The organism is Pseudomonas sp. DrBHI1 (assembly GCF_002205115.1).
GTDB classification, from domain to species: Bacteria; Pseudomonadota; Gammaproteobacteria; order Pseudomonadales; family Pseudomonadaceae; genus Aquipseudomonas; species Aquipseudomonas mosselii.
The window spans coordinates 30,777-43,503 of sequence record NZ_NIBE01000142.1 but is presented as its reverse complement, the minus strand read 5'-3'; the positions used below and the strand labels follow the sequence as shown (position 1 = coordinate 43,503).

Below are 12,727 nucleotides of genomic sequence, written 5' to 3'. Positions count from 1 at the left end.
GCGCCGCGACGGTGCGGGCAAACTCCGGATCGGCTTCCAGGCCGGCCGAGTCGCCGCCGCTGGACGGCCCCCAGCGATAGCCCGACGACCGTGAACTGTCGCCGACACTGGCGAACTGGCCCCGGATCATCGCCGCGAAGTTGCCCGGGGCGTTAATCAGCATGTCGGCCAGCGCCTCCACCGAGCTGACCAGGCCCGTCAGTTGGCGAAGCTCCGAGGCAATGGCTATCTGCACCCCGGCCACACCGTTCTGCAGCGCGACCACGGCCAGGCGCGCCCGGTTGACCACCGCCATGGCGGCCTTGTACCGGGCAATCGCCGACTCAAGCAGGCTTTCCGATGAGTCCTCCAGCTGCCGCGCCGTGTTCGGCACGCCGGCAGGAAAGCCCTTCTCGCCGTCCTCCACAAACACCAGGTCAAAGCGGACCATGCCGCCTTCACGGCGCTCATGGCTGACGCTACAGACCGTCGCGGTGGCCGTCAGCCGGCCATACCAGGGGTGGACCAGCTCGCCCGCCCCGGGCTTGTCCAGGGCGTTGAGCAGGTTGTCACGTTGGAAATAGCAGTCCTCCCCGATTACGAAGGCGGCCAGCTTGATTTCCCGCGTGACGCGGCCCAGGTCTTCCACCAGCGGCTTGTCCCGCTGCGGATACTCATGCGTCTGTGTGCGCCGTCCCGCCGGCATGCTGTCGTTGTCGACGTGGAACGGCACGCCTCGGAATGAGGCCGGGTGCAGCTGATCCCGCCAGGTACTCATGACGCCCTCCCCAAGGATCGGTAGCCCACTTGTGGGCTGACCTGCAGCCCGGGTTGGTTGGTGTCGGCCTGCTCCACCCGCATGCCCGGCGGTGCGTTGTCGAAGCGCACGACCATTTGCCCTTCCAGCTGGGCTTTGCTGGCCTGGGCCGCCTGCTGCACCAGGGAACCCCGCGACGCGGCCAGGGCACCGGGTGCCGGCGCCGACAGACTGGTTTGCCCAGGACGCGACAGCAGGCCCATTTCAGCGCGTTTCGCCGCCTCCTGCGGGGTCAGCCCTTTGGCCAGGCTTTCCTGTGCATGCTCGGCCATCTGCGAGGCCGATAGCGGCATCGCCGCCCACGGTCCCGGCTGATTCGGCGCACGCATCAGGCTGGCCACGCTGGTGGCTTCGGGCATCAGTTGCACGGGCTGCGCCATCGGCTTGACCAGCGCCCCCGGTACCGGCTCGCCGGCAGCGTTGCGCGCCTTCTGCTGCTCGGCCCAGTCGTTGACCTTGGCCGTCGCCGCGCTGATCACGCCGTCGCCGCTCGACTCGCTGTCGAAGCCCAGGAATTTCATCATGGGCTCAATGATGGGTCGCAGCTTGTCCCAGATCCCCTTGAAAAAGCCGGTGATGGGTTCCCAGTGCTTGATGATCAAGCCCAGCGGTGACCAGTCAAAGACCGCCTTGAGGAAGTCGAAGAACGGCACCGATAAGGCTTTGACCAGTTCCCACAGCGCGCCGAAGAACGCCGTCAGCGGCTCCCAGTTGGCGACGATCTGGCCCAGCGGTGACCAGGCGAAAGCGGTTTTCATCCACTCCCACACGGCCATCGCCGGGGCCTTGATCTTGTCCCAGACAGCTTGGAAGTAAGGCGCCACGGTCGACCAGTTACCGATCAGGATGCCGGCCGCGATGGCGATGCCCCGGACGATCATGCCCACCGGACTCATGCTCGCCACAGCGTTGACCAACGTAAGCTTGGCCGCCGCCCCTGCAGCAGCCAAGCGCAGTACGGTGAAGCCCACCGCCGCACCCAGCAGCCCTTTGATCAGCCAGGGATGCGCCCCGGCCAAGCTGGTCACGCCGCTGATGATCGGCCCCACCGTCGCCATGAAGTCGTTGAGCGGGGGCAGCAGCATGCTACCGACCGTGATACCCAGGCGGGTTACCCGGTTCTGCAGCAGCTGCATGGCGTTGGCCGTTGTTTCCGACCGCGACTTGTACTCGGCTTCCATCGAGCCGGCATAGGCCGTAGCGTCGCCCACCTTCGTCAGGTTGCCACTCAGCAACTGCAGGTTGGTCACCAGTGGCGTAATGGCCGCCACCGACTCGCTGCCAAAAAGATTGGTCAGCAGCGCCGGACGCTTGGCCGCGTCCACCTGGGAAATCCGCTTGAGCAGGTCCAACATGGTCGCCTGGGAGTCTTTCTGCATCGCGTCCGCGACATGCTTGGAATCCAGGCGCAGCGACTTGAAGGCCTCGGCCTGCGCCTTAGTGGCCGCCGAGCCCTTGGTCATCGCCAACATGAAGTTCTTGATGCCGGTCGCCGCCACGTCCTGCTTGACGCCGACGCCGGCCATGGTCGCGCCGATGGCCGCCACCTGCGCCGATGACAGGCCCGCCACCTCGCCCAACGCGCCCACTTCGGTGATGATCGCGGAAATCTGCTTGGTGTTTGCCGGCCCGGTGTTGCCCAGGTAGTTGATCCGATCGGCCAGCGCGACCACTTCGGTCTGGTTCATGCGGAACGCCGTCCGCCACTTCGCCATCATTTCCCCGGACTCAGAGGCCGTCTGATCGAAGGCGACGCCCATTTTCACGGCGTCTTCGGCGAACTGGTTCAGCTCTTCCCGGGCAATGCCGGACTGGCCGCCGGCGGCGACAATCTGCGCGATGCCCTCGGCCGCCATGGGCAGCCGCTCAGACAGGTTCAGCACGTCGTCGCTCATGGCCTTGAACTGCGCCGGCGACTCGAAGTTGACCACCTTCTTGACGTCGGCCATGGCGCTTTCAAAGCCAATGGCCGCCTTCACACCCATCACGAACGGGGCCGCAATCGCACCGCCCTGCAGGGCCTCACCGAAGGTGATCTTGCCAAGGCCCGAGCTGTTCAACTGCTTGCGCAGCACCGCGGCGTTTTTGCGAACACCGTTAAGCACCGGTGACAGCTTGTCGACGCCGGTAATCAGCGCCTTGAGTTGGAATTTATCCGCCACCGCCTCCCCCATTCAGCGCGTTGATGCGCCACGCGTTTTCCTCACTCTCGAACAGCGTGTCGAGGGTCCAGTCCAGCACCTCGCCCGGGGTGGCTTTCCACCACCAGGCAAGGTCGTAGGCCAGCTCGGTCAGGCCGCCGACCGCTTCGAATCTTGGGGCATGAAAAAACCCACGATCAGCCAGCCGATGGTGTTCAGGTCAGCCAGGTCCAGCTGGTTCACCGAACTGGCCGGGATGGCAGCGCAGATCGCGATGTACTTACCGACCGCTTCGACCTCCATGATCGGGTGGCCGCTCTCACCAACGACGTAGGGCAACGCCTTGATTGCGCGGCACTCCTGTACGGTCGGGCGGCGCAAGGTCAGTTCGGTGAACTCTTCACCATGGGCCTGGATTGGGGTAGCGAGGGTGTGAGTTACAGTGGTCATTACTGCCAGTCTCCTTGGATGCCTTCGAATTTGAGCGAGACCTTGGCGTCATCGCCGGTCACTTTGGTTTCGTCCACCAGGTACGCACCGCTCAGCACGTATACCGAGCCGTCGGCCAGCTCGGCGGTGATGGTCATGCTGATTCCGTTGGCCAGCTTGGCCCGAGGGAAGTTGGGGGTTTTCACCGCGTCGACCACCACATAGGGGATCAGGTCTTCTTCCTTGAAGTAGCCCCGCGTGATGGTTTCGCGCTTTGTGTCCGACAGCGGGCATTCCACGCCGCCGGTGATCACCAGCTGATCGCCGTCGACCTTGATAAAACAGGTGCCCGCGACTTTCTGACCCATAAAGGGCACTCCCATAAAAAAGCCCGCACAGGGCGGGCTGGGGTTGAACGATGAGGGTTACGCCGCGTCCGGGTACTGCAGGCGGAATTGGTACAGCAGCGCGAACACACGCAGCTGGTTCACCAGGTCCGGCGGGAACAGCACACTCAGGCGGTTCGGGTTCTTCGGGTCGCGCTCAACAATCAGGTACTGATTGAACGCCTCGGCGTTCTCAACAATGCCCTCACGCTCCAGCGCGCCATAGGCCGCGACCAGCTCGCCGCGAATCTCTTTCGGCGTGACGATGGCCTGGCCGGGGCCGAAGCGCGTGCCGTCGTTGGCCAGCTTGTGACGGCCGTACTTGCTGGTGATGATGCTGCGCAGGTAGCGAATCACGTAGGCCGACTGGTGCAGCGTCTCGCTGTCCAGGTAGGAGTCATCCGGCTGGCCATAGGCGTTACGCTGGTAGGTCGTAACGGCACGCTCGATGCGGTAGCTGCCGCCGTTGTAGACGGCGGTGGCCACCCCGCTGGTCAGCAGCGATTGCCGCTCGGTCAGGGTAAAACGGTCACTCGCCTGCGCCGGGTCGATGCCCGTCAAAGCGCCGGTCTGCGTCGGTCGCGCCGGGTCGGCGCTGATGAACACGGCGGTGCGCGCCGCCCAGGCCGCCGCCACCTCCCATGCCGGCTGCGGCACACCGCGCTCGAAGCCATGCACGGAGACGTGCGGGTCGTTGCGTAGGCGCCCAGCGGCGACCAGCTGGCCCAACGTGCCGCGCTGCGCGCTGTACACATGGCCATAGAGCTGCTGCGCCCAGGACCAGCGGCCGGCGCTGTCGTCCATGGCGGTTTTCCAGGCGCCCAACGTGTCGGCATCGGTCCAGGGCTGGGCGATGAACTCGAATTCTTCGTCGCCCAGCGCGGCCAGGGCGGCCGACACCGCCGGGGTGCCGACGCCGTTGGTCATGGCCGTGGTCACCACCGTCAGGCCGGCCGGCGTAGTCTCGCCATTGGCGCGCCCCAGGCGGTTCAGCTGGACTTGGATATCGTTGCCCAACTCGCCCTTGAACTTGGCCTGCAGGGTGACCACGCCGGCGGCGGCCGTGGCCGTCACCGGCAGGTCAATGGCGGCATTGATGGCCGCCGCCAAGCTGGCCGCCACGGCCTCGGCCGAGGCCCCGACGACGGCATCGGCGCGCACACGCTGGCCAGCCACGTACAGATTGACCAGGCCGGCAGTGGCGACGCTGCCCGTTACGGTAACGGTGGCGGTCGCGGCCGCGCCGGTGGCCACCTTGAGCGGCAGACACCAGACCTCGCCGGCCACGTCGATGGCCCGCCAGCGTGCATGCATAGCGGCCAGCATCGAGCCGGTGCCGCCGATGTCCTTGGCGTCGCTGGTCTTCGACACCAGCACCAGGCGGCCGATTTCATCGCTGTCGGCGTCGTCATTGACCTGGCCGACGATCAGCCGGCGCAGGCTGGACCCGCCGCTGTTGGCCATGGAGTTGTCGACTTCGGCATAGAACAGCGGCACGCGAATGTCGCTGGGGATGTTGCTGAAACCGATGCTCATCGCGCTTTGCTCCCCCGGGTGGTGGTCTTCTGTTCCAGGGCGTCGCCGTCAAGTAGGCGGCGCTCCCAGTAGGCGTCTCGGGGCACGACGGCCCCCTCGGCGGGCAGGTACTTGCCCGGCTGATCCGGCAGCGGGCAATCGCGCCCCGGTGCCGGCTTGAGGTGAATCGTGGTCATGGGTTCAAGTCCTCACGGATGGTGAACTCGACCCGCCCGTCTGGCCCGGGGGCGTCGACGTTGGGGTCTTTCAGGGGGTTGAGGAAGTCCAAACGGGTGTCGATGCCTTCCAGGGCTGGCAGGCCGGCCAGCTGCCATTCCTGCCAGGTCTGCGGCTTGCCTTCGCCGGTCTGCTCCCAACGGCCGAGCTGGAAGTCGGCATAGAAGCGATAGCGGTAGACCATGCGGTCGCGGTCGAGTAGCAGCAGTTGACCGCCGTCGTACAGCAGCGGCCCCGATTCGTCGTCCGGCTCGAAGCCCACCAGGGCACGCCACAGCTGGGCGCGCACGTCGTGCAGCACGTCGGCTACCGACTGGCCGCGCTCATCATCGGTCGGCAGCACGACACACACGTCGATGACGTCGCGCACGGCCTGGGTATAAACGTTCTGCGCTTGCGGCTCGTCGGCCGAGTCGCCAACGGCGATCACATAGGCCGCCGGCGGGGGCATCTTGGCGCTGTCGGCGGTCGGGTCCCAATCCAGACCGCCGGCCACGCGCCCTTCGAAGCCAGGCGCATAGGCGCGCAGCTGCTCGATCACAGGCGTGATTTTCATGTCAGGTGCTCAGTTGAGCAGCGCGGCGGCAAAGGCCTGCTGCAGGATGCGCCGCACCTCGTCTCGGCTGTCGGCAAGGGCGTCGGTCATGTAGTTGTCGCGGGGTTTGATCCGCCACCCGTCCCCACTCTTGCGGCGCACGCCGTAGTGCAGGTAAGCGGGATAGAAGGCCCTCATGCTCGCGGTCTTGCTGGGTGCGACACGCACCAGAAAGCCCGAGCGCGACACCTTGTAGCCGATGGAGTCGGTGGTGGCCCCGCTACGGTTTACGGGGTAGCCGTCCTGGCCACCGCCGAGCGCTAGATTCATCTGTGCCCGGCCTGTGATCAGCTGGCCAACCTTGCGCATGCCAGCGCGGATCTTTCGCTTGTTGAAGGCCTCTTGGTCGAACTTGTCGAAGCCCTCGACATGCAGATAGCCGTCAATCGAAACGGAGTTGGCCACGGCCACCTCCCGCCGGCGCATTCGCCGCCTGCAGCTCCTCGACCTCGATCACCGACCACACCTGCCGCCCGCGCATACCGGTAGCCCGCTTGACGCGGAACACCCGGCCGCCGGCGACCAGTTCATGCCGCGTGTCCAGGTCCCGCACGAATCGACAGTAGATGCGATGCGTAATGGTCGTCCCGGTCTGCACCGACCCGGTGTAGGTGGCCGTGCCTAACGGCTCGATCTTGCACCACCGCTTGGCCACTACCTCGAAATGCGAGTCCAGGCCGGAACCGCTGGGCGTGTCGTTGCGGATGCGCACCACCGCCCGGGTGCGCAGTTCGCCCGCTTCCGGCTCCCTCACAGCGTAAACCAGCGGTAAGGCTGCACCAGGGCGTCATAGGCCAGCGGCAGCGCCTTGGTGCCGTTGCTGGTCGACTCGGTGACCGGCTCGCGGTTGCGATGCCAGTGGGCGACCAACAGCAGCATGGCCAGCGCCACGTCATCCGTTACGGGTAACGCGTTCTCCGGCGCATCGATCGGCAGCAGCCCACGCAGGTAGGCTTCATCGCCGGTCGCGTCTGCCGGCGCGTCGGCCGGCAGCGTGACCCAGTACAACCGCCGGCCGCTGTCCTTCTCGACCTGGCGACGCGCTGCGCGGGCGTAGGCCTGCAGCAGCGTGTCTTCCTCGGTTTCGTCCAGCTCCAGCTTGCAATGGCTCTTGATCTGCTCAAGCGTCAGCATGGGCAACCCTCCTGTCAGGCGGTCTTGCCCACCAGGTGCTTGATAGCGGCCGTGTCCTGCAGCACCAGGCCGAAGCGCACGAACGCCAGGAAGCCGACCTGGCCGTACTCGGCGTAACGCTCCACCAGACGCTTGAGGGTCAGGCTACGGACCGCGCGCAGCACCAGTTCGTTGAAGTCGCCGGCATACATGAATTTCTTGCCGGCGCCGATATCGGCGATGGCCTGATCGATCACGTACTGATGCTTGAGGATGGTGGCCGGACGGTCGCTGTCGATGCCGGGCAGCCACAGCGGACGATTGTTGGCGTCCACCATTTCTTCCATCGCCTGCAGCGTCTTGTCGTTGAACGCCAAGCGGAACTTGGCGGCCGCACGATACGCCGGGTCAACGGAGTGAATCAGGCTGTTGACCTCCTGCCAGGTAAAGGCGGTCGCCTTGGCGGTCATGGCACCTTGAGGGGTCGAGTATTCCAGGCCCTTCGGCTGCGCCGGCGCATCGGCGGTTTCGCCGGTACCGGTGCCCTGGACGATCAGCCGGTTACGGGTACGCGACACGCGCTTACCGATACGGCCGGCCAGGTAGCCTTCCATGTCAATGCCCGAGTCCTGCAGCAGCTGTTCAGAGACGCGGATGATCTTCGAGCTGATGGTGTGCGACCCCATGGTGCCCATCCCGAACTCGACATCCTTTTCGCCGGCGGGCTTGTTCTCGCCGATCAGCTCGCCTTCTTCCTCGCCGCCGTTGCTGGTGGCCCAGGCGATGGGCGCGCCGTTGTCGGTCTGCAGCAGTTGGCACACCGAAGCAATACCGCCATAGGTCACCAGCGATTCGATCACCTTGGCCTGCAGGGTGGTCGGCACGGTGAAACCACCCGCCTCGTTCGGATTGGTGCCTTGAGCACGCATTTCCAGAACCACGGAACGCTGCTCGGGGGTCAGATACTCCAGGCCGCGACGCACCCAGTTATCCCAGGCGCTGCGCTGCTCGGCCTCCGCCTCGTTCTCCGGGGCGCCGGCCGGACGCTCACGGTCCAGACCTTCGACAAAGCTCTGATCCTGGGCGCGCAGTTCTTCTTCACGCTCGATCTTCTCGCGCAGCCCCTTGAGGTCGGCTTTCATGCCTTCCCACTTGGCGCGGACTTCGCCGGTCCAACCGTCGTCCGGGGTGGTGTCATGCAGCGAGCGCATTTCGGCCGACAGCTTGTTATAGGCTTCTTTCATTTGTTGCAGGGTCATAGCTCCCCCTTGGGATCACAGTTCAGTTAGGTCAAGCAGGCGCTCGCGGGCCTCGCGCTCAAAATGTGCGCGGGCTTCGTCGCCTTCGGTTTGCGCCTGCTTCCAGGCAGTCAGGGAGCGCTGGGCAGCGCTGGAGTCGGGGTAAGCCGGGAACGCCACCGGCCCTACGTCGCGCAGCTCGGCAATCTTGAAGATCGTGCGCACGATCAGGCCGTCTTTCTCCTCGTGCCAGGTATCGCCGCCCTTGGCCACGCGCATGGCGAAGCTGCTGCCGCTCATGTCGCCACGGCGCAGCGGCTCGACCACCAGGTCGCGGATGGTCTGCGTATTGGGCGTATCGATTTCGTAGGCCAGGCCGCGCTCATCCACGGTCAGGCGCAACGTGCCGCTGGCCGTGCGGCCCAGCAGGTAGGTCGGGTCGTGGTTGAACAGCGCTCGGGTGTCCTGGTTCAGCACGTCATCGAACGCGCCCGGGGCGATGATTTCCACGAAGGTGCCGCCCAGCAGGTCGCTACGCTGGTTGAAGACAGCGGCATAGCCGGCGATCTTCGGCGCGCTGCCCTGCTCATCCGGCTGGACAGCACGAAGCTCGCAATGCTGCAGGCGCAGCATGCGTTGTTCGAATTCACTCATGGGTTATTCCTGCTTCGTTACGGGTAACGGCTTGCCGTCTGCGCCGAGCAACTGCGTGTTGACGTTGAGCAACATCGAGTCGAGGCCTTCCAGCTGGTTGAGGTCTTCCAGCACGCGCACTTCGTTGCGGCTCATCCAACCGTCTTGAATGGCGATGCGGTAGAACTCGGCGCGCTCTTTTGGGGTGCCGCGCAACAGGCCGGCCAGGTTGAACTTGACGTAGTAGCCGGCCATGCGCTCGGCGCGGGTGAAGACGCGGCGGTTTACTTCTTCCTCCCAGTTCTTCACCCACGGCATGACCGTATGGCGCACGAACTGGATGGCCTGTTCGCTGATGTTCGAGAACGTGGCCTTTTCCAGGTCGTTGATCATGTGCGCCGGCACGTTGAAGATGCTGGCAATCTCGCTGCGGGTCAGCTTGCGAGTCTCGAGAAATTGCGCATCCTCGGGCGCGATGGTCAGCGCCTTGTAATCGAGGTCGGCGGGCAACAGCAGCGTCTTGTTGTCCGAACGCTTGAGCCGTTCCACGGCGGCGCGCCAAACCGTTTTCAGGCGCTCCCAGCTGGTGTTATCCAGCTTCCCGTCCCTGACGGTGACCAGCCCAGTCGGCCGGCCGCCACCTTCGAAAAACTCCTTGCCATAGCGCACCGTGGCCATGCCCAGGCCAATGGTGTCGGCGTTCTGCCGGATGGGGCTGATCCCCATGCGCCGGTGCGAGCCGATGGCGCGCAGGTGAATCATGTCCTCGGGTGACACCGCCAGCGGCGCGCCGTCTTCATCCTGGGTCGAGTACACCCAGCGATTACCGTTCTTCACCAGCTCGGTGTGTTGCGGCTCATGCATTTCCAGCGACAGCAATTCACCGCGACGACTGCGCACTGCTCGGGTGTAGCCGTTGCCCCAGCCGAGCACATGGGCCTGCTTGGTTTCCCGCCAGCGGTAAGAGGTCTGCCAGGTGTTCGGCTCATCGTGAAGCAGGTAATGGGCCGGGTGGTCGGTGGCCACCTCGATCCGCCCGTTGACCTTGCGCAACACGCTCAGCGGCAACTGGGCCATGGAGCTGGACAGCACGTAGATGCAGGCATACACCGCCGTCAGACGCATGGCCGAAGCCGGGCTGACGCTGATGCCCTGCCCTTCGAACAGGTATTCGGTCAGCTCCTTGCTGTTCATCGGCGTGCTGGGCACTTCCAAGCTGCTGCGCTGCTCGAACATCGCGCCCAGGATCATCGCCACACCGCCTTGGCGGCGCCGGCCACCAGCAGGCCGCCACCGACCATCAGGGCCACACCCGCCCCAAACTGGACGTAGAGGCCCGCGACGAACAGGCAAAAGCCTGCCGTCCCGATAGATTCAGGAAGCCATTTCATCGTAGGGGCTCACATAGCTAATAGGTCGTCTTCGGTCAGGCTGGCCAACAGCCCTTCCGGCTCAAATTCGCTGACCATGGCGCGGTTCATCGCCATCAGCGCGGCGACAATGCCGTCGATTTTGCGCATGTCGGTCTTGCCTTCGTCGGCCTTCATCGGCGTGATGCAGCCCTTGAACGGACGCACCACGACGTTTCCGGCCTGCCAGGCCAATACCGGGTCGCTGGAGTGGCGCACGCGACCGGACAGCAGCGCCGCTTCCAGCTCGCGCATGGGCAGGTTCATGCTGGCCACGCCGCCGCCCATTTCGACTACCTCGGCGCCGTCCTTCTGCAACTGGTGGGCCAGCTGGGTGGCGCGCCATTTGTCGTAGGCCACTTCCTGCACATCGAACATGCCAGCGAATTCGCCCACCATGTCGCGCACCAGGTCGAAGTCCATTTCCTCGCCGTCGCACACCTCCAGCAAACCAGCGTTGGCCCAGGCCTCGTAAGCGGCCTTGTTGGGGCCGCCCCGCTCTATCGCGCCTTCGGGCAAGAACGACTTGCAGAAGATGGTCCAGCGGTTGACCCACTTGCCGCTCCCCGGGACCAGCTCCACCTTGTCCAGGAACACCAGCGACACCGCGCAGATATCCGACTTGCTGGCCAGGTCAATGCCGATCCAGCAGCGCCGGCCCAGGAACTGATCCAGGGTCAGCGTGGGGTCGCCGCACGCCTCCCAGTCGGCCATGTTCAGCCAGGCTTCCTTAGCGCTTACCCAGATGTTGAGGTGCTTGGTCTTGAACGCGTTTTGCCGTGACGGGTAACGCGTCGCATCAGCCTGGCGTTTCAGCAGGTACTCAGCCCCGACCGAGACGCCATAGTTGGGGTTGGCCTTGCGCAGGACCGCCGGGTCTTTCCAGTCGTCGTCCTCGTCAATCGTGTAGATGATCCCGAACAACTCATCGTTCGGCACCGTCCCTTCCAGCTTGTCGATCACCTGGGCGCGCTGCAGATAGCACGGCCCGGCGATGTTGTAGCCCGCCGTGGTGATGGCGAACATCATCGGCTGATCACGGGCGCCCATGCCGGTCAGCATGGTTTCATAGAGCGCGGCCGAGGTGTGTTCATGGAACTCGTCCACGATGGCACAGCTCGGTGACTGGCCGTCGCCGGGGTCGCCGATCAGGGGTTCGAACTTGCTTTCGTCGCCGATCACCGACAGGTTCTTTGCCGCAACCTGGATGCCGAAGGCCTCGACCAGTTCGGGGGTCCGTCGCACCATCTGCCGCGCCGGCTTGAACACCTCCCAGGCCTGCCGCTCGGTGGTCGCACCGCAGTACACCTCGGCGCCGAACTCCCCGTCCATGACCAGCATGTACAGGCCGACGCCGGCGGCCAGTACGCTCTTGCCGTTCTTGCGCGGCACCTCGATGTACACCTCGCGGTACCGCCGGCGGCGGGTCTTCTTGTCGACCCAACCGAAGATGCTGCAGAAAATGAACAGCTGCCACGGCTCAAGCTTGATCAGCTCGCGCAGCGCCGCCCATTTGCCCTTGGCGTGCGGCAGCAGCTGGATGAACACCGCCACCTGCTCGGCGGTGTCGCGGTCGAAGGTCCAGCGAAAATTGCGCTTCTTCGACTTGGCCAGGTCATCCAGGTGGAGCTGACAGGCCCGACGCACGTACTTGCATGCTGCGATCTTGCCGGCCACCACGTCGCGGGCGTACTTGTTCGCCGCGTTTACGTTCGGGTAGCTGGCCATGTCCTAACTCACTTCGAGGCCCGCCCTCCTTTGAGCACGATGAACGGGTTTTCTGGTTTTTCCGGCCCGCCGCTGCCCATCAGGCGCGCACGGCTGGCCGGGTCCAGCCCGAGGGCTGCCCCGAAGCTGGCCAGCTGACGCAGCGCCTCATTGATCACGGTGCAGGCGGGGTTCTTCTTGAGCACGCCTTTGGCGTCCACGACGGTGATGCCCTTGCTGGCCACTTCTTCCTCAGCCAGCCGCCACCGCTCATAGGCAGCGCAGAAGACCGCCAGGTTGTGCGTGTCGGTGCGGGTCATGATCCCGGTCTGGGTCAACCACGGCGCAATGGTGTCCCACATTTCAATGGCCCATTCCCCCAGCCACTCCGGGGCGTCAGGGGTTTCCGCCAGCGGCGCCGGCGCGGGGCCGTCCTTCTTGAGTTTTCGCTTGCCGGGGTTGCCCTGCAGCAGCTTGAGGGCGGTAGGTTTCGTGGGTCGCCCCATCGTTCAGGCCTCCCGATTTTCT

The 12,727-nt window shown here is 65.0% G+C and carries 16 protein-coding genes; all 16 read right to left on the bottom strand.

Features of this window, described 5'->3' with window-relative positions:
• Positions 1–757: DNA circularization protein (locus CC207_RS25440; RefSeq protein WP_178080997.1), on the bottom strand; the 757-nt coding region annotated here is incomplete at its 3' end.
• On the bottom strand, positions 754–2,958 hold the full coding sequence (locus CC207_RS25435) for a phage tail tape measure protein (RefSeq protein WP_088853007.1): 2,205 nt from the start codon (positions 2,956–2,958) through the stop codon (positions 754–756). The genes CC207_RS25435 and CC207_RS25440, both read right to left, overlap by 4 nt.
• Positions 2,959–3,087: 129 nt before the next feature.
• Complete coding sequence (locus CC207_RS25430; RefSeq protein ID WP_088852986.1) at positions 3,088–3,387, bottom strand: phage tail assembly protein; 300 nt, start codon at positions 3,385–3,387, stop codon at positions 3,088–3,090.
• Entirely contained in the window at positions 3,387–3,734 is a 348-nt protein-coding gene (locus CC207_RS25425) for a phage tail tube protein (RefSeq protein WP_088852985.1), read from the bottom strand. Before CC207_RS25425 ends, CC207_RS25430 begins: the two co-directional genes overlap by 1 nt.
• 57 nt (positions 3,735–3,791) lie before the next feature.
• Positions 3,792–5,288, bottom strand: coding sequence for a phage tail sheath subtilisin-like domain-containing protein (locus tag CC207_RS25420; protein ID WP_088852984.1), 1,497 nt, complete (start codon positions 5,286–5,288; stop codon positions 3,792–3,794).
• Positions 5,285–5,464 carry a DUF2635 domain-containing protein gene (locus tag CC207_RS25415; protein WP_088852983.1) on the bottom strand — a complete coding sequence of 60 codons (180 nt, stop codon included), beginning with the start codon at positions 5,462–5,464 and terminating at the stop codon, positions 5,285–5,287. Before CC207_RS25415 ends, CC207_RS25420 begins: the two co-directional genes overlap by 4 nt.
• Complete coding sequence (locus CC207_RS25410; protein WP_088852982.1) at positions 5,461–6,060, bottom strand: hypothetical protein; 600 nt, start codon at positions 6,058–6,060, stop codon at positions 5,461–5,463. The genes CC207_RS25415 and CC207_RS25410 overlap by 4 nt, the downstream gene beginning before the upstream one ends.
• Before the next feature lie 9 nt (positions 6,061–6,069).
• Positions 6,070–6,504, bottom strand: coding sequence for a hypothetical protein (locus CC207_RS25405; protein ID WP_178080996.1), 435 nt, complete (start codon positions 6,502–6,504; stop codon positions 6,070–6,072).
• Entirely contained in the window at positions 6,482–6,853 is a 372-nt protein-coding gene (locus CC207_RS25400) for a head-tail adaptor protein (protein ID WP_158216155.1), read from the bottom strand. Before CC207_RS25400 ends, CC207_RS25405 begins: the two co-directional genes overlap by 23 nt.
• Positions 6,850–7,233 (bottom strand): head-tail connector protein, encoded by a 384-nt coding sequence (locus CC207_RS25395; protein WP_088852979.1) that lies wholly within the window; start codon positions 7,231–7,233, stop codon positions 6,850–6,852. The genes CC207_RS25400 and CC207_RS25395 overlap by 4 nt, the downstream gene beginning before the upstream one ends.
• 14 nt (positions 7,234–7,247) lie before the next feature.
• Positions 7,248–8,471 (bottom strand): phage major capsid protein, encoded by a 1,224-nt coding sequence (locus tag CC207_RS25390; RefSeq protein WP_088852978.1) that lies wholly within the window; start codon positions 8,469–8,471, stop codon positions 7,248–7,250.
• Between the two features lie 15 nt (positions 8,472–8,486).
• Positions 8,487–9,104: an HK97 family phage prohead protease gene (locus tag CC207_RS25385; RefSeq protein ID WP_088852977.1), complete on the bottom strand. Its 618-nt coding sequence runs from the start codon at positions 9,102–9,104 to the stop codon at positions 8,487–8,489.
• Positions 9,105–9,107: 3 nt separating this feature from the next.
• Entirely contained in the window at positions 9,108–10,334 is a 1,227-nt protein-coding gene (locus CC207_RS25380) for a phage portal protein (RefSeq protein ID WP_088852976.1), read from the bottom strand.
• Positions 10,331–10,474, bottom strand: a complete 144-nt coding sequence (locus tag CC207_RS27200; RefSeq protein ID WP_052896001.1) for a hypothetical protein — start codon at positions 10,472–10,474, stop codon at positions 10,331–10,333. Before CC207_RS27200 ends, CC207_RS25380 begins: the two co-directional genes overlap by 4 nt.
• A 9-nt stretch (positions 10,475–10,483) precedes the next feature.
• The gene (locus tag CC207_RS25375) at positions 10,484–12,220 is read right to left on the bottom strand and encodes a terminase large subunit (RefSeq protein ID WP_088852975.1); all 1,737 of its coding nucleotides are present in this window, start codon (positions 12,218–12,220) and stop codon (positions 10,484–10,486) included.
• An 8-nt stretch (positions 12,221–12,228) separates the two neighbouring features.
• On the bottom strand, positions 12,229–12,705 hold the full coding sequence (locus CC207_RS25370; RefSeq protein WP_088852974.1) for a phage terminase small subunit P27 family: 477 nt from the start codon (positions 12,703–12,705) through the stop codon (positions 12,229–12,231).
• Positions 12,706–12,727 lie beyond the last annotated feature (22 nt).